19 protein-coding genes are annotated in these 17,130 nt (G+C 50.6%); 17 read left to right on the plus strand and 2 right to left on the minus strand.

What is annotated here, in order from left to right; translation table 11 throughout:
* Positions 1-9: 9 nt before the first annotated feature.
* The 4 genes from murA to KNO85_RS01275 all read left to right on the plus strand — a co-directional run bounded on the left by murA (position 10) and on the right by KNO85_RS01275 (position 4,026).
* Positions 10-1,266 carry a UDP-N-acetylglucosamine 1-carboxyvinyltransferase gene (gene murA / locus KNO85_RS01260; protein WP_214786249.1) on the plus strand — a complete coding sequence of 419 codons (1,257 nt, stop codon included), beginning with the start codon at positions 10-12 and terminating at the stop codon, positions 1,264-1,266.
* 14 nt (positions 1,267-1,280) lie between these two features.
* Positions 1,281-2,252, plus strand: a complete 972-nt coding sequence (gene glpX / locus KNO85_RS01265) for a class II fructose-bisphosphatase (RefSeq protein ID WP_074035838.1) — start codon at positions 1,281-1,283, stop codon at positions 2,250-2,252.
* An 87-nt stretch (positions 2,253-2,339) separates the two neighbouring features.
* Entirely contained in the window at positions 2,340-3,266 is a 927-nt protein-coding gene (locus KNO85_RS01270) for an ATP-binding cassette domain-containing protein (protein ID WP_214786250.1), read from the plus strand.
* Positions 3,256-4,026, plus strand: a complete 771-nt coding sequence (locus KNO85_RS01275; protein ID WP_012727390.1) for an ABC transporter permease — start codon at positions 3,256-3,258, stop codon at positions 4,024-4,026. The genes KNO85_RS01270 and KNO85_RS01275 overlap by 11 nt, the downstream gene beginning before the upstream one ends.
* Before the next feature lie 43 nt (positions 4,027-4,069).
* Here the strand turns inward: KNO85_RS01275 and KNO85_RS01280 are convergent, their stop codons facing one another.
* Positions 4,070-4,999: a C40 family peptidase gene (locus KNO85_RS01280; protein ID WP_251130560.1), complete on the minus strand. Its 930-nt coding sequence runs from the start codon at positions 4,997-4,999 to the stop codon at positions 4,070-4,072.
* Positions 5,000-5,383: 384 nt separating this feature from the next.
* Between KNO85_RS01280 and rho the strand changes: the two genes are divergently transcribed.
* The 10 genes from rho to KNO85_RS01330 all read left to right on the plus strand — a co-directional run bounded on the left by rho (position 5,384) and on the right by KNO85_RS01330 (position 13,594).
* Positions 5,384-6,721, plus strand: coding sequence for a transcription termination factor Rho (rho, locus tag KNO85_RS01285; RefSeq protein WP_214786253.1), 1,338 nt, complete (start codon positions 5,384-5,386; stop codon positions 6,719-6,721).
* An 82-nt stretch (positions 6,722-6,803) separates the two neighbouring features.
* The gene (locus KNO85_RS01290; protein ID WP_012727387.1) at positions 6,804-7,046 is read left to right on the plus strand and encodes a type B 50S ribosomal protein L31; all 243 of its coding nucleotides are present in this window, start codon (positions 6,804-6,806) and stop codon (positions 7,044-7,046) included.
* A 99-nt stretch (positions 7,047-7,145) separates the two neighbouring features.
* Positions 7,146-8,369: a cation:proton antiporter gene (locus tag KNO85_RS01295; RefSeq protein WP_214786255.1), complete on the plus strand. Its 1,224-nt coding sequence runs from the start codon at positions 7,146-7,148 to the stop codon at positions 8,367-8,369.
* Positions 8,370-8,475: 106 nt separating this feature from the next.
* A complete protein-coding gene (locus KNO85_RS01300) occupies positions 8,476-9,087 on the plus strand; it encodes a thymidine kinase (RefSeq protein ID WP_214786257.1) in 612 nt (203 codons plus the stop codon).
* An 82-nt stretch (positions 9,088-9,169) separates the two neighbouring features.
* Positions 9,170-10,240, plus strand: coding sequence for a peptide chain release factor 1 (prfA, locus tag KNO85_RS01305; RefSeq protein WP_214786259.1), 1,071 nt, complete (start codon positions 9,170-9,172; stop codon positions 10,238-10,240).
* On the plus strand, positions 10,240-11,097 hold the full coding sequence (prmC, locus tag KNO85_RS01310) for a peptide chain release factor N(5)-glutamine methyltransferase (RefSeq protein WP_214789759.1): 858 nt from the start codon (positions 10,240-10,242) through the stop codon (positions 11,095-11,097). Before prfA ends, prmC begins: the two co-directional genes overlap by 1 nt.
* On the plus strand, positions 11,078-12,088 hold the full coding sequence (locus tag KNO85_RS01315; RefSeq protein ID WP_214786261.1) for an L-threonylcarbamoyladenylate synthase: 1,011 nt from the start codon (positions 11,078-11,080) through the stop codon (positions 12,086-12,088). Before prmC ends, KNO85_RS01315 begins: the two co-directional genes overlap by 20 nt.
* Positions 12,089-12,109: 21 nt before the next feature.
* Entirely contained in the window at positions 12,110-12,610 is a 501-nt protein-coding gene (locus tag KNO85_RS01320; RefSeq protein WP_214694549.1) for a low molecular weight protein arginine phosphatase, read from the plus strand.
* Positions 12,611-12,614: 4 nt separating this feature from the next.
* Positions 12,615-13,055 (plus strand): ribose 5-phosphate isomerase B, encoded by a 441-nt coding sequence (gene rpiB, locus KNO85_RS01325; RefSeq protein WP_214786263.1) that lies wholly within the window; start codon positions 12,615-12,617, stop codon positions 13,053-13,055.
* Positions 13,052-13,594, plus strand: coding sequence for a TIGR01440 family protein (locus KNO85_RS01330; RefSeq protein WP_376777882.1), 543 nt, complete (start codon positions 13,052-13,054; stop codon positions 13,592-13,594). Before rpiB ends, KNO85_RS01330 begins: the two co-directional genes overlap by 4 nt.
* A gap of 52 nt (positions 13,595-13,646) precedes the next feature.
* Here the strand turns inward: KNO85_RS01330 and KNO85_RS01335 are convergent, their stop codons facing one another.
* Positions 13,647-14,432 carry an alpha/beta hydrolase gene (locus KNO85_RS01335; protein WP_214786267.1) on the minus strand — a complete coding sequence of 262 codons (786 nt, stop codon included), beginning with the start codon at positions 14,430-14,432 and terminating at the stop codon, positions 13,647-13,649.
* Between the two features lie 132 nt (positions 14,433-14,564).
* Between KNO85_RS01335 and glyA the strand changes: the two genes are divergently transcribed.
* From glyA to KNO85_RS01350, 3 genes are all read left to right on the plus strand, one after another.
* Positions 14,565-15,818: a serine hydroxymethyltransferase gene (glyA, locus tag KNO85_RS01340; RefSeq protein ID WP_214786268.1), complete on the plus strand. Its 1,254-nt coding sequence runs from the start codon at positions 14,565-14,567 to the stop codon at positions 15,816-15,818.
* A 4-nt stretch (positions 15,819-15,822) separates the two neighbouring features.
* Complete coding sequence (locus tag KNO85_RS01345) at positions 15,823-16,767, plus strand: hypothetical protein (protein WP_214786270.1); 945 nt, start codon at positions 15,823-15,825, stop codon at positions 16,765-16,767.
* A 99-nt stretch (positions 16,768-16,866) separates the two neighbouring features.
* Positions 16,867-17,115, plus strand: a complete 249-nt coding sequence (locus tag KNO85_RS01350; RefSeq protein WP_214786272.1) for a hypothetical protein — start codon at positions 16,867-16,869, stop codon at positions 17,113-17,115.
* Positions 17,116-17,130: the final 15 nt, after the last annotated feature.

Below are 17,130 nucleotides of genomic sequence, written 5' to 3' on the forward strand. Positions count from 1 at the left end.
TTGATCAGCGTGGAAATTCTCCATATCGTTGGGCAGCAACAATTAGAAGGAACCGTCGAAATTAGCGGAGCGAAACAAAGCGCCCTCCCTTGCCTTGTGGCTGCACTTCTCACAGAAGAGTCGGTGACCATTGAAAATGTCCCGATGATTGAAGATGTAGAAGTGATGGTCAACCTGTTAAGAGAGCTAGGAGTTCGAGTGGAGCGTGAGGGAGAACGGACGACCATTCATTCGAATGAAGCCGTCGCCATGCCTCTTCTTGGTTCCGAGACGCGGAAAGTTCGTGCCGCTGTCTATTTACTCGGTGTCTTCGCCGCTCGATTCGGAAAAGGAGCGGTCGGGCTACCTGGGGGATATGCGATTGGTCCACGACCGATTGACTTACATTTGAAAGCGTTAGAACGTCTCGGGATTCATGTCGAGAATGAATCCGGTCTCTATCATGTCCGGGTCGAAGAACTCGTCGGGAATCGAATTTACTTGGACTTGCGGTCGTTCGGGGCAACCGTGAGTGCGATGCTCGCGGCGGTTTTAGCGAAAGGGACGACGGTCATCGAGAATGCGGCCTGTGACCCTGAAGTCGTCGACGTGGCAACGATGCTCACATCGATGGGAGCACACGTGAGTGGAGCGGGTACCGATGAGATTCGCATCAAAGGCGTCGAACGTTTGCACGGATGTACACACACATTGATTCCTGATCGCCTCGAGGCCGGCACGTTCATGATGTTCGGAGCGGTATCGGGTAGCGTGACCGTACAACCGGTCATTCCGACACACCTTGAAGGTGTCATTCAAAAACTGTTGGATTTTGGTGCGGAGGTAGAGGTCGGTGAGGAGTCGGTCACTGTGACTGCTAAGAAATTCGTGCCGACAGACATTCGTGTGTTCCATTACTCGGGATATCCGAGTGATTTGCAGCCAATCATGTCAGCGGCTTTATTGAAGGCGGACGGGACGAGCATTGTCACAGACAAATTGTACTCCCAACGATTCCGACATATCGCCGAGATGCGTCGGATGAACGCACAGATTACGCTAGAAGATGCTTCGGCGGTCATTCGCGGAGGGAATCAACTCGCAAACGCAGAGATGGAATGTACAGACGCAAGAAGTGCAGCGGCGCTTGTTTTATCGGCACTTCAGGCGTCTGGAGAATCGACGTTACTTCATGCAGAACGATTGAATGATTCATATGTCGACTTTGTCGGCAAATTAAAACAGCTCGGTGCGCTCGTTTGGGTGGAAGATCACGCCGAGGTATAAAGGGGAGATTTCGGGTGGAACGAAGTTTATCGATGGAACTGGTCCGGGTCACAGAAGCGGCGGCACTTGCTTCAGCCCGTTGGATGGGTCGCGGTTTAAAGGTCGAGGCAGATGATGCAGCGACTACGGCGATGCGAGATGTCTTTGATACGATTCCGATGAAGGGGATTGTTGTCATCGGGGAAGGTGAAATGGACGAGGCCCCGATGCTCTATATCGGGGAGAAGGTCGGGAACGGCTATGGCTCGCGTCTTGATGTCGCGGTCGACCCGTTAGAAGGAACGAACATCGTAGCGACGGGGACGTGGGGAGCGCTCGCCGTTCTCGCTGTCGCCGATGCGGGAGACCTTCTTCACGCACCGGATATGTACATGGAAAAAATTGCGGTCGGACCGGAAGCTGCGGGTCTCGTCAGTCTCGACAACTCGATTGAAGAGAATATCGAAATCGTGGCGAAAGCCAAGAAGAAAAACGTGGAAGACGTCGTCGTGACTATTTTACATCGGGACCGACATGAGGAAATCATTCAGCGGGTCCGGGCGACTGGAGCTCGAATCAAGTTGATTCCAGACGGGGATGTCGCGGCAGCCATTAACACGGCCTTCCCAAAAACGGGTGTCGACTTACTACTCGGTTCAGGTGGGGCACCGGAAGGCGTCATCGCCGCGGTCGCAATGAAGTGTCTAGGGGGAGACTTCCAAGGACGCTTGCTCCCGGAAGACGAGGCACAAAAACAGCGTTGCCATGACATGGGGATCGAAGACACGGATCGAATCCTTTTACTCAATGACTTGGTGAAAGGTGAAGATTGTATCTTTGCGGCGACAGGTGTCACGGACGGTGAATTGTTACGTGGTGTCCAATTCACGTCGCAAGGTGGGCAGACGCATTCCGTTGTCATGCGTGCCAAATCTGGTACCGTACGCTTCGTAGAAGGGAACCACTCCCTTACGAAAAAACCGAAAATGGTCATGAAACCTGAATAACATGGAGTCGCGGATGTGTAAACGTCCGCGGCTTTTTTGTGATGAAAGATTGAGAAAACGGGAATGGATAGTCAGGAGGTGGGTGTGATGATTGAAGTGGAAGGACTCGTGAAGACCTTTAAAGATGTTCCGGCGGTGAACGATGTTTCTTTCTCCGTGAAAGAAGGGGAAATCTTTGCGTTTTTAGGACCGAACGGTGCCGGTAAATCGACGACGGTGCAAATGTTGACGACGCTCGTCCGTCCGACGTCTGGGGTGGCGCGGGTCAACGGATTCGATGTCGTCAAACAAGAAAAAGACGTCCGTCTGTCCATCGGGGTCGCACTACAGGAAACCGGGATCGATAAAGTGCTGACGGGTCGTGAACTGCTCGTCTTACAAGGACGTTTATTTAAGATGTCGAACGAGGAGGCGCGTCGTCGTGCAGATGAATTGTTAGAAGTCGTCTCTCTGACGGATGCCGCGGATCGACGGAGTGGTACGTATTCAGGAGGGATGCGGCGACGTCTCGATTTGGCCCTCACGCTCGTCCATCGTCCAACCGTATTGTTTTTAGATGAGCCGACGACGGGTCTCGACCCGGCGAGTCGGATTGAGATATGGAATGAAGTACGGCGACTGAATCAAGAGTTTGGGACAACGATCTTTTTGACGACCCAGTACTTAGAAGAGGCGGATGAATTAGCTGACCGAATCGCCATCATCCATCATGGGAAAATCGTCAGTGAGGGAACGGCTGAGGAACTGAAACAACTAGTCGGCGGTGAGACGATTGCGATGGACTTTTCAAATGAAGCGGATGCGATGACCGCGGCCACACTCTTCCAGACGACGGCGAACGGGAATCATGTCTCGTTCGAACTACGCGATGTGACGTTGACAGAAATTGTTCGAGCGTTAGATGAACGGGGACTACAACCCGAACGATTGACCGTGAAACAACCGTCGCTTGATGACGTCTTCTTACAAGTGACAGGTGAATCTTATGAAGGGGGCGAGATTCGTGTGGACTGAGACATGGTTATTTACGAAACGGAGCTTAGTGACGACGATCCGAAATCCATTTTCGTTTATCCCGAACTTGATCATCTCTGTATTCTTTTTACTCGTGTACACGAGCGGTCTATCCAGTGTGGCCTCGCTTCCTCAATTTGAAGGGAGCGACTACTTGAACTTCATCTTGCCGGTATCGATTGTCTCAGGTGCCGTCGGCGGGGCAGGAGGAACAGGACAAGCCCTTGTTCGCGATATCGAGAGTGGTTATTTCGCAAGATTATTATTGACTCCGGCGACCCGGACTGCGATTGTGCTCGGACCGATGATTGCGGGGATGTTGCAGCTACTTGTCCAAACCTTGCTCATCTTTGCGGTCGCATTTCTACTCGGTCTCACCATTCCTGTCGGGGCGGTTGGTTTCTTCTTCACGGTATTACTTGCTATTGGATTCGGTCTTGGTTTTGCGGGTTATTCGGTAGGTGTTGCATTGAAGACTCGGAATGCGCAAGCAGCGCAGGCGGGTACGCTTTTGTTCTTCCCACTCATTTTCTTATCGACAACGTTCGTTCCGAAAGAATTGATTGAGGCGGAGTGGTTGAAAGTAGCAGCGACGTTCAATCCGACGACGTATATTTTTGAAGGGATGCGGGCGGTTCTGACGCAACCAGAGATTGACTGGGGTGCTCTATCGGCTGGACTCGCAGTGGCAGGAACGATGAGTGTACTCATGATTGTCTTCGCGGCGACGAATGCGAGAGGTGCGCTCAAGCAAAAATAAAAAACGACTCGGTTCCGATGAACCGAGTCGCATTGATGTTGTATTAAAGGTATGATCCAGCGCCAACGTAACGTGGTGCCCAGTATCCAGAAGTGAAGCTCGCGTATTTTACGCCGCCTGTTTCTGAGTTGATCATTTGTGTTTTGCTAAGGGCCATTCCAACGTGGTGAATCGTTCCGCCTGAATGTGAGAAGAAGACGAGGTCTCCTGCTTGAATCGATGACTTCGAGATTTTCTTCGCACTTGCGTATTGCTGACGTGAAGAACGTGGGAGCGTTTTGCCGATTGCTTTTTTGTAAACATGTCCAGTGTAACCTGAGCAGTCAAATCCAGCAGTCGTTGTTCCGCCATAGCGGTAAGGTGTACCGAGATACTTTTTCGACTCAGCGACGAGTTTCGATCTCGCATCAGTTGGTGCTTTGGAAGTAGTAGCTTTCGTAGTTGAAGTCGAGCTACTTAAAGTTGTGTATTTAGAAGAAGCGGAAACGTATCGCGTCTTCCCTTTATAATCAATTTTATAGAAAGAGCCAGACTTTCCAAGATACTTATATGACTGACCGCTATTCATTTTTCCGACGACTGAAGACTTTAATGAAGCACTTGATCGGATGTTTAACGAATTCACTTTTGATTTTACTGTGTTGTATTTATTAGAAGAGGTTTTACTGACTGTTGTATTTTTGCTCTTCGTGTATGTATATTTTGAAGAGGCCGAAACATAACGGGTGCTACCTTTGTAATTGATTTTGTAGAAAGAACCGGATTTTCCAAGATATTGATAAGATTGTCCTCTGTTCATTTTGCCAACAACTTTAGAAGAAGTAAGTGATGCAGCAGTACGGATGTTTAAAGAATTCACCTTTGAGTAAACCGATGTATTCGAAGCGGCTTCTGCTTGTTCACCTGTTGAGAACATAAGACCCGAGAAAGCGACAGTAGCAGCGACAACGATAGATGCGATACGCTTTAACATTGTGTAAATCCCTCCGTTTTTAAAATGAGTACATTTCTATAGGACAAAATCGAGTAGTGTTTTATCGTAAAGCACAAGTGGCGGATGATACCCGGTTTCCTGTGCAAATAAACTATATCATGCGCAAGACCGATAGCATTTTTCAATAAAAAGTCAAAAAAGCGTTTTCTTGTAACGAAAATGAAACAATATGTGGATATAGCACTTATTTTGTTACAAAATCATCTTTTACTGTGTAAGGATTTGTACAAGAGGGAAACGATTGAGCGAAAGGTGATTTTTGCACGGTGACGACACGACCAAAATGTGGTTAGATGATGGCAGAACAAAAATAACAAAGTTGAATACTTCTTGTAATGAAATGTAGAAAGATAGGTGACTTGAATGAGTCAACAGACAGAACCGACAAAAAATTACACGCTTCGCGAACTCGAAACGAAGACGTTAAAAGAACTATATGAGATCGCCAAAGAAGTCAAAGTTCCAAACTTCCGAGAAGCGCGGAAACGTGAGCTGATGTTTCGGATTTTGAAATCACAGGCCGAATCAAAAGATTTGTACTTCCTCGAAGGTATTCTAGAAATCATTCCACCGAATCCTCAGTCACAAAATGACGGCGGGTTTGGCTTCCTCCGACCAATCAACTACTCTCAATCTTCCGAAGACATCTACATCGCTGCTTCACAAATTCGCCGTTTCAACCTTCGAAACGGAGACCTCGTGACGGGGAAAGTCCGCAAACCGAAAGAGAACGAGCGGTTCCAAGGGTTGTTGAGTGTGGAAGCAGTCAACGGTGAGTCGACAGACTCGACGCGTTCACGTGATTACTTCCCAGCACTCACACCGATCTATCCGGAACAACAGATGGTGCTCGAAACCGAACCGAAACACCTCTCGGTACGCGTCATGGACATGGTTGCACCTGTCGGGTTCGGTCAACGTGGATTGATTGTCGCACCACCGAAAGCAGGGAAAACGTCACTCTTGAAAGAAATTGCGAACTCGATCACGACGAACCATCCGAACATCGAACTGATTATTCTGTTGATTGATGAACGGCCAGAGGAAGTGACCGACATCCAGCGTTCTGTACCAGATGCGGATGTGGCATTCTCGACGTTTGATGAGACACCTGAGAACCATGCGCGTATCTCAGAACTCGTCCTCGAACGAGCGATGCGTCTCGTCGAACATAAGAAAGACGTGGTCATCTTACTCGACTCCATCACACGATTGACGCGTGCGTATAACCTATCTGTCCCACCGAGCGGGCGGACGCTCTCTGGGGGGATCGACCCGGCAGCGTTCCACAAACCGAAAAAATTCTTCGGGGCGGCGCGCAATATCGAAGACGGGGGTAGCTTGACGATTCTTGCGACCGCACTCGTCGATACGGGTTCACGGATGGACGACGTTATTTATGAGGAATTCAAAGGGACGGGTAACATGGAACTTCATCTTGACCGGAAGCTGGCAGAACGTCGCATCTTCCCGGCGATTGATATCCGCCGTTCGGGTACGCGGAAAGAGGAGCTCTTACTCGGCAAGGATGAACTCGATTCGCTATGGACGATTCGTCGTACGATGAACGAGTCTCCAGACTTCGTCGAACACTTCTTACGCCGTGTTCGTGAGACGAAAACGAACCTCGACTTTTTCGCTGCGCTCGAGGCAGATAAGAAAAAAAGACGACCAGTGAAAAAAACGAAAACAGACTTGTAAATCCTATAGTAGGGTGATATTATATTCTAGTGAACTTTCTCTAGGTTGAAAGAATACTTAGGGCCGAAGGAGTTGAAAAGCAATGAAACAAGGAATCCACCCAGAATACCGTAAAGTCGTATTCATGGACTCGACGACAGAATTCAAATTCATCACTGGTTCAACTCGTTACTCTAACGAGACAATCACGATGGAAGATGGAAACGAGTACCCACTCATCCGTGTCGATGTATCTTCTGATTCGCACCCGTTCTACACAGGTCGCCAGAAATTCGCATCTGCAGATGGTCGTATCGAGCGCTTCAACAAGAAATACCAACGTTAATCGTAAAGTTGTATGCTCACCGCCTAGGGATTGCCCTTGGCGGTTTTTTGTTACATCGACGCGGGTAAAGAGACAAAAGACTGTCGTTAGGGGGCCGTTATGGAACTTATACTCATCAGTATCAGCTTGTTGATTGGGGTCGGCATCATGTCACAATGGCTGGCATGGCGTTATCAAATTCCGGCAATCATCATTATGACACTCGCCGGGGTGTTGGCGGGTCCAATCCTCGGGCTGTTTGACCCGCGTGAATTATTAGGGGACTTATATAGTCCGATCATCTCGTTTGCGGTCGCCATTATCTTATTTGAAGGAAGTCTCGGACTTCACTTCAGCGAAATAAATCAGTTCAGACGGTCAATCGTCCGAATCGTCACGGTCGGAGTCGCGCTGTCATTTGTCGGGATGTCGCTACTCATCCAATACGTCGGTGGGTTGCATTGGGTCGTCGCATGGACAATGGGAGCACTCTTCGTCGTGACTGGGCCGACCGTCGTCATCCCATTATTACGACAGGCACACTTGAAAGATCGTGTCGGGGCAATTTTGAAATGGGAAGGAATCATCGTCGATCCGGTAGGGGCGTTGCTCGGACTCTTCGTCGTACGACTCGGCTATATCGTATATGAAGGAATGGATTTATGGATGCAACTCCTGTTTGCGGGTGCCTGTATCATCGGGATCGGTCTCGGATATTTGTTTGGGCATCTCCTCATGGGATGGTTTGTCGCAGAGAAAGTGCCCCGTTACCTTCGAGCTTCGGTCACGTTGACGGCCGTCCTCATCTTGTTCTCACTCAGTGAGCTCATGATGCATGAAGTCGGCCTTCTCGCTGTGACAGCGATGGGGATGACGATGGCCAATACGAAACACCGAGATGAAGAGATTATCGAAGAGTTGCAATCCTTTAAAGAAGATATTTCAATCTTGCTCATTTCGTCTGTCTTCATTTTATTGACGGCATCGCTTTCTCGAGCAGAGCTCTTGAATATCTTCCAATGGCCGCTCCTCTTGACGATTGCGGGTATTTTGTTCTTGGTTCGCCCAGTGGCGATTTACTTGTCGACTATCGGTGGAGGATTGCCGTTAGCGGAACGAGGGTTCATCGGGTGGATTGCGCCGCGTGGGATCGTCGCGATGACGGTCGCCGGATTCTTTGCTGAAGAAGTGGCGCATCTCGGGATTGACGATGCGAAGCAAATGTTACCGCTCACGCTCGGTCTCGTCTTCATTTCCGTGACATTGCACGGTCTCACAATCCGACCGCTCGCACGTAAATTGAAATTAATTGATGTGCAAAAAGAGGCGAAAGCCGACGAGTAAAGGTCGGATTCACTTCTAACAGAAATTGAGAGAAGTCAACCCTTTTCCTCAACTCGAAAGATAGGTATAATCGGAAAGCGATTATCGATGGAGAGGGCGAAGAATAATGATGCATGTGACGAACCGATATGGTTGGATTGAAGTGATTTGTGGGAGTATGTTTTCAGGGAAGTCGGAGGAATTGATTCGTCGTGTCCGCCGTGCTCACTATGGAAAGATTCCGGTCCAAGTGTTCAAACCAGCAATCGACGACCGGTATCATGAGGAGAACGTCGTCTCACATACGGGCAACTCGGTTGTGGCGGTACCCATCGCATCGAGCCAAGACTTATACGATGCGGTACGTGAAGAAACGCAGGTCATCGCAATCGATGAGGTGCAATTCTTTGACGAAGGAATCGTCGATGTCATTGAGCAGCTCGCAAACGAGGATAAACGCGTCATCTGCGCCGGGCTCGATATGGACTTCCGTGGCGAACCGTTCACGATGATGCCTGAGCTGTTGTCGCGTGCGGAGTTCGTGACGAAACTTCAGGCGATTTGCTTGTCTTGTGGCGCACCTGCTTCACGGACGCAGCGTTTGATTGATGGGCAACCGGCTCGTTATGAAGATCCGGTCATCTTGGTCGGGGCTTCAGAGTCGTACGAACCGCGGTGCCGTCATTGCCATGATGTACCGAATAAACCACATCCGGTCCGCCATACGGTGGCAGACTGATGAATCGACGGACCGCCCTCGGCGGTCCGTTTTTTTGCTATAATAGATAGAGTTTGATTTGACGGAGAAAGGACGGATCATCATGTTTGACCGTTTAAGTGTATTAGAAGATCGTTATATGCAATTGAATGAAATGCTCGCCGATCCTGAGGTGCTCAGTGATTCGACGAAGTTACGACAATATTCAAAAGAACAGGCACAGTTAGAAGAGACGGTACAGATGTATCGTCAATATAAAGAAACGAGCGAGGCGTTCAAAGAGGCGAAGGCGATGCTCGAGGACCGGACGCTCGACGCCGAGATGCGTGAACTTGCCAAAGAAGAGATGAATCTCTTGGAGCCGGAAGTGAAAGAGCTAGAAGCGAAGTTACGAATCTTATTACTTCCGAAAGACCCGAACGATGACAAGAACGTCATCGTCGAAGTCCGAGGCGCGGCAGGTGGAGACGAGGCAGCCCTTTTCGCGGGTGACCTGTATAAGATGTACACGCGATTCGCCGAGCGTCAAAACTGGAAAGTCGAGCTGATTGACGCGAACTATACCGAGCTCGGTGGGTTCAAGGAAGTCACGTTTATGATCAACGGGGCAGGCGCTTATTCCAAACTCAAGTTTGAGAATGGCGCGCATCGTGTGCAACGCGTCCCGTCAACCGAATCGGGTGGTCGGATTCATACGTCTACGGCAACGGTCGCCGTCTTGCCTGAAGCAGAAGATGTCGAGGTTCATATCGATATGAAAGATGTTCGCGTCGATACGTTCACCTCGTCAGGTCCAGGCGGGCAGTCCGTCAACACGACACAGTCCGCTGTACGTTTGACGCACATCCCGTCCGGTCTCGTTGTCTCTTGTCAGGATGAGAAGTCACAGCACAAAAACAAAGACAAGGCGATGAAGGTCCTTCGGGCACGCCTGTATGACAAAATGCAAAGCGAGCATATGGAAGAACTGTCGGCACAGCGGAAATCCGCTGTTGGAACGGGGGACCGCTCAGAGCGGATTCGCACATATAATTTCCCTCAAAGTCGCGTCACCGATCACCGTATCGGATTGACACTTCAAAAATTGGATCGTGTGCTAGCGGGCGAACTTGAAGACATCATCGATGCCCTCATCATGGACGAACAGGCACGTCTTATGGAGGACGCGGAGTGATGCGTGTCGCGGCTTTGCTCAAACAGACAGAAGAACGACTTCAAGCAGCCGGGCGCGACCGTGCGGCTGTCGAATGGTGGCTCATGCACGTGCTTCAAGTCGACCGGACGGGTCTCCTCGTTCGCCTCTCCGATGAACTATCTGAAGAGGAAGCGAAGCGATTCGAGGACGGAATTGAGCGCTTGTTGACGGGGGAACCGGTACAACACGTGATTGGGCAGGCACCGTTCTATGGTCGCTCGTTCGAAGTGAATCGGGACGTCTTAATCCCGAGACCGGAAACAGAAGAGTTGATTGACTGGCTTCTCGGGCAAATTCATCATGTAGCGAACGATGAAATCGTCGATGTCGGAACAGGGAGCGGCGCGATTGCCATCACGCTCAGTTTAGAGCTCGGTGTCCGTGTGCAGACCGTCGATATTTCCCCGGAAGCGATTGCGGTCGCGAAACGAAATGCGGAATCGCTCGGTGCGGATGTTCGTTTTTATGAAGGAGATGGGCTCGCCCCGATTGCCGACCGATCGATTCGAATCCTCGTCTCGAATCCACCGTATATTGAGGCAGATGTTCTATTAGATGAGACGGTCGTCGGCTACGAACCGCATCTAGCCCTCTTTGGAGGAGCGGACGGGCTCGATATGTATCGGCAATTGATTTCAGAATCAGTGCGCGTCTTACGTGCCGATTGGCAATTGATTGTGTTTGAAATCGGGTATAACCAAGGACAAGATGTGAAATCATTACTGTCTGAACGTTATCCTGAAGCAGAAACGGGTATTTTAAAAGATATAAACGGCAAGGACCGTATCGTCTATGCCGTAAGGGAAGGGATTGCGTATGGAAACGAAATGGATTAAATCGAATGAGATTGAAGAGGGGGTACGTCTTCTTCAAGCGGGTGAAATCATCGCCATGCCGACAGAAACCGTCTATGGTCTCGCTGGTGACGCCATGAATGATGTGGCGATTCGCAAGATTTTTGAGGCGAAAGGACGTCCGTCGGATAACCCACTCATCGTCCATATCGCTTCAATCGAACAAACGAGCATGTTTGTCGATTCGATTCCTCCCGTCGCCAAACGCTTGATGGATGCGTTTTGGCCAGGCGCTTTGACGATCATCTTGCCTTCAAACGGCCGAGCCTCTTCGCTCGTGACCGCAGGTTTGGATTCTATCGGACTACGGATGCCGAATCATTCGGCGGCACTTGAGTTGATTCGCAAGTCAGGCTTAGGGCTTGCGGCCCCAAGTGCGAACCGTTCCGGACGTCCGTCGCCGACGACCGCTCAACATGTGGCTGATGATTTGGCCGGGCGGATTGCCGGAATTGTTGACGGAGGTCCAACTGGAATCGGCGTCGAGTCAACCGTCATCGATTGTACGGGTGACACGGTAACGATTTTACGACCTGGTGGAGTGACGCGAGAAGAAATCGAAGCTGTCATCGGACCGGTCGCACTAGACGCCAATTTGAGTGACGACAAAGCCGCACCACGATCACCGGGAATGAAATATACGCATTACGCCCCAACGGCGCCCGTCTTTTTAGTCGATGGCACACGTGAAGAGTTACAGCGTGTCATCGAGGAGCGTCAGCAAGCGGGATTGCGTATCGGTGCACTCGTATTCGACGAAGAGCCAACATTGGCTGACGTCACCTATTCCCTCGGTACTTCGATGGAAATGGCGGCGCAACGTTTATACGATGCCCTTCGTCGATTTGATGAAACGGACGTCGATGAGATTTATGTGAACAAGATTGAACCGGTCGGGGTCGCCTTAGCCGTCTATAACCGTTTGTATAAAGCGGCGGGCGGAAGGATCGTACACCCGACGAAAGATGCCTAAAGACATAGAGGAGGACACGCGATGTCAATGAAACGCGTATTATTCATATGTAGTGGCAACACGTGCCGAAGCCCGATGGCGATGGCCTTGCTCCGTTCGAAAATGACAGGGGACGAGTTCGATATTCGCTCAGCCGGTCTACGAACGATGCAAGGATTCGATGCTTCTGAAAATGCACTGCAAGTTCTCAGAGAACGTGGGATTGAGCTCGATCATGTCACCCAGACGTTCGATGAGGTGTTGGGAAACTGGGCGGACATCATCTTGACGATGACACGTGCGCACCGCGAACAAATTCGGGATACATACCCGGATTTGGCAGAGCGGACGTACACGCTCTACGAATTCGTGACAGGGCTTGAGCGAGACATCAACGACCCGTTCGGCGGTTCGATGAATGTGTATCGCCAAGTGCGAAACGAACTCGAGCCACTCGTGAATAGACTTGTGTTAAAATTAACGAATGATGGGTCAAAGGTGACGAAACCACCGAGACGCCTACCAAAGAAGACGGGGGAATGAACGAATGAAAATTGCAATCGGCGCCGACCATGGCGGCTTCAACTTAAAGAGAGACATCGTAGCATTGCTTGAGCAACTCGGACATGAGTATAAAGACTTTGGTACACACTCTGCCGACTCGATTGACTATCCAGACGTAGCCATTCCAGTCGCAGAAGCAGTCGCAGCTGGCGAATTCGATCGTGGAATCTTGATTTGTGGGACAGGGATCGGAATCGGCATCGCAGCGAACAAAGTCAAAGGGATTCGTGCGGCACTCGTTCACGACTCGTTCAGTGCGAAAGCGACACGTCAGCATAACGACTCGAACATCATGACGATGGGCGAGCGTGTCATCGGACCTGGCCTTGCAGTCGATTTGGTGGCGACGTGGCTCGATACAGACTTTGAAGGCGGACGCCATTCAAACCGTGTCGACAAGATGAGCGCTTACGAATCGAAGTGAGCTCAATGAAGACGGAACTTCTCGGATTATTAACGGAGCTTCACGAACGCTTCCCGTTACATGATGAGCGTATTCTCGTCATCGGATGCTCTACGAGTGAAGTGCTTGGGAAAACGATTGGAAAGGCTGGGTCCATCGACGTCGCAGAAGAGTTGATGGAGGCCTTCCTTGAATTCAAAAAGAAAACAGGTGTCCATTTGGCGTTTCAAGGGTGTGAACACATCAACCGTGCGCTCACCGTGGAACGCCGGACGCTCAAGCAATTTGGTCTATCAGAAGTGACGGTCGTTCCTGTCCGCTCGGCGGGTGGGGCGATGTCAGAGAAGGCATATGCGAACTTCGAGGAACCATGTGTCGTCGAATCGATTCAAGCGGATGCGGGGATTGATATCGGCTCGACGTTGATCGGGATGCATTTGAAACCAGTGGCCATCCCGGTCCGATTATCGTCGAAACATCTCGGAGAAGCGTACGTCACCTTCGCTATCACGAGACCAAAACTGATCGGTGGACCGCGAGCTCAATACCCGAACAAATGAAAAAAAGCATCGCATTCAGGTTTTTCGACCGAATGCGATGCTTTTTTTGTGATTATAGTTCTTCGCCAAACAAATACGACACGACCATCGGGAAGCGCTCGCGCCAGGCGAGCTCATTGTGAACGCCCTCCTCGATCACTTCGAAGCGGATGTGCTCGACCTTGTCTTTTAACAAGTTGTACACGCGTTCGCTCGACTCACGATACATCTCGTTCGTCGGTCCGTCCTCCATCGGTTCCTCGACTTCTTTGGCACCGACGTCTAAATAGAGACGTTCGACACCTTTCAGTTCACTCGCCTCAATCAATTGCTCCAGCTCAGTTTGATTGAACCAGAAGGCAGATGATAAGGAAGCAACGCGCTTAAAGATTTCAGGATACACACACGCTGCGTAGATTGAGATGAGTCCACCCATCGAGCTCCCCATCATCGCTGTTTCGTCGGGAAGAGTCCGATAGTCGGCATCGATCATCGGCTTTAATTCTTGGGCGATATATTCGATATATGCCGATCCTTCTCCACCGAGGACGATGTCGCGTCCGAGCAGGCTATCCCCGATATACGGATTTTCCCACGGTCCATACTCATCGAGTCGTTTTTCCCCAGGTGCGCTATCGATGGCGACGACGATCAAGTCGCGTTTCGAGGCGTCTAAGTATTCACTGACGCGCCAACTCATATTGTAGCTCGCTTCCTCGTCTGCGAAACAGTTTTGCCCGTCATGCATATAGAGGACGGGATAACGTTTCTCAGATGTCTCGTAATCTGCTGGTGTGTAGATTCGGACCGTTCGGCTACGTTCAAACGGGGTAATTGTAATGTCTTTTGTCTCAATCATGAAGTGACCTCCTCACAGTTACATTCTTTCTAATGATACCCATCTTTTCACCTGATTATAGCGATACCCAAAAAAAGATGCGTGTGGTACGATGGGGGTGTTGATTTTTAGACATTTAGAGGGGGTCTTCACATGGTAAACACGACGAAGTTAAAAGTGCAGGATGCGGAATTGTTTGAGGCAATGCAACACGAGCTCGGTCGTCAACGCGACAACATCGAACTCATCGCTTCAGAAAACTTTGTTTCAGAAGCGGTCATGGAAGCGCAAGGAGGCGTATTGACGAACAAATATGCCGAAGGATATCCGGGACGCCGTTACTATGGCGGCTGTGAGTTTGTCGACGTCGCTGAAAACTTGGCGCGCGACCGTGCGAAAGCATTGTTCGGTGCAGAACATGCGAACGTACAACCACACTCAGGTGCACAAGCAAACATGGCGGTCTATTTCACAGTGCTTGAAGCAGGAGACACGGTGCTCGGGATGAACCTTTCACACGGTGGTCACTTGACGCACGGTAGCCCGGTCAACTTCTCTGGTGTGCAATATAACTTCGTCGAATACGGTGTAGACAAAGAGACAGAACACATCGACTATGACGTCGTCGCAGCACTCGCAAAAGAACATAAACCAAAATTGATTGTCGCAGGAGCTTCGGCTTACCCGCGCACAATTGACTTCGCGAAGTTCCGTGAAATCGCGGACAGTGTCGATGCATATCTCATGGTCGATATGGCACACATTGCTGGACTCGTGGCAGCAGGTCTTCACCCGAACCCGGTCGAGCATGCGGATTTCGTCACGACGACGACGCACAAGACACTCCGTGGACCGCGTGGCGGTATGATTCTCTGTAAAGAAGAGTTTGCGAAAGCGATCGACAAGTCGATCTTCCCAGGAATTCAAGGTGGTCCCCTCATGCACGTCATCGCAGCAAAAGCGGTCGCGTTCGGAGAGGCGCTCCAACCGGAATTCAAAGAGTATCAGCGTCAAGTCATCGCAAATGCGCAAGCACTTGCGGCTGGTCTTGAAGAAGAAGGGCTCCGAATCGTATCGGGCGGAACGGATAACCATCTCTTGCTCGTCGACCTTCAAGGAATTGACATCACAGGGAAAGCGGCGGAGCACGCACTCGATGCTGCAGGGATCACGGTCAATAAAAACACGATTCCATTCGACCCGGCATCTCCGTTCGTCACAAGCGGGATCCGTCTCGGGACAGCTGCCATGACGACACGTGGATTCAAAGAAGACGATATGCAAGAAGTGGCACGCCTAATCGGTCGTGTGCTCAAACATCATGAAGACGAGTCGGTACTCGCAGAAGCACTCCAAGACGTGCGAACGTTAACTGCGAAGTTCCCACTTTACCCAGAACGAGGCTGAGTCAATGGACATCCGGACACTAGCAGAACGAGAGCTCTCCGAACTCCCATTGATCGATATGACGGAATGGTTGGCTCGTAAAGGGGAACACGATCCGTCTTTCCGTCTTGTCGCCAGCGAGTTCGGGGTCATTACGACGCTCCTCGACCACGGCTATTACGAAGAAGCGAGCGAACGGATCGTACCGCTCCTCGGGATGAAAGTGCCCGCAGCGTTCCATCGACTAGGTCTTGCGCTAGAAGTGAAAGCGAACGGGAAAAAAGCGGCCAAGCGCCGCTTTCGTTCGTTCTCATCGGCCGTCATCCAGCATTCGGATTTAGCCGAGTGGCGACAGGCGTTCAAGTTTGATAAGAAATGGTTAGGTCTTCCGCTCGTCGTCGGGCTTGCTGCCGCCGCGCTCATCTTTTGGCCAGATGCTGAACCTCCGATTGTCCCGCCGAGCGAGACGGACCAAGTCGTCGTCGAGACGGTGACGGAGGAAGAGGCGATGGCGGAGCGTCTGAAGGAACTCGAAGCAGAAGTCGCCCGACTCGAGAAGGAAAATGAGCAGCTACAAGATCAAGAAGAAGCGCCAAGTGATGTGAAGGAAGAAAAGTCGACTCCAGCGCCGGACGTCGTTCCGTTAGCGGAGGTCGAAGCGCTTGTACAAGACAAACAGTACGAGCAAGCTGAACAGTTGCTTGATGGGAAAGCGAAAGCCGGTCAAGAGCAGGCGGTCGGATTTTATCGCCTCCTTGTCGACAACAAGTTAGGTGAGGCGACAATCGCTGACTATGCGGCTTATCTCGAATCCTATCCAGAGTCTGGGTACAAGGCGGACGTCCTATGGATGAAAGGGATCGCCGAGAAAAAAGCGGACGATCCCGCTTATCGGGATACGCTGACGACCGTGTCAGAGATGGAAGGAACGTATTGGGCGCCGATTGCAAAATCTGTGCTCGACGAGTAAGGTGTTGCGCGAGCAACGCCTTTTCTCATGAAATTCTAATGAAGATCACCACGACTTCTCGTTTTCGCATCGTATGATGCGAATAGGAGGGATGCGTGAATGAAACGTTTACTAAAAACAATTGGGACTAGCCTGTTAGCGATTGGTCTGATGGCCATCGGGCTTGCCGGTTTTCTATTCTTTACGTCGCCGGGGCAATCGAGCCTGACACAGCTGTCGCTCGCGGCGATTGATATCGAGCAACGGATTGAACAAGTCGATGCAACGTGGGATCAATGGGAAGACCGTCTCGAAAGACAAGTAGAATCAACAATCCCAGAAGACGTCCGTCTGTTTTTTGCGGATTGATTTCGGGAAATGAAT

This window comes from Exiguobacterium sp. s124, assembly GCF_018617485.1.
In the GTDB taxonomy this organism is placed as follows: domain Bacteria; phylum Bacillota; class Bacilli; order Exiguobacteriales; family Exiguobacteriaceae; genus Exiguobacterium; species Exiguobacterium aestuarii.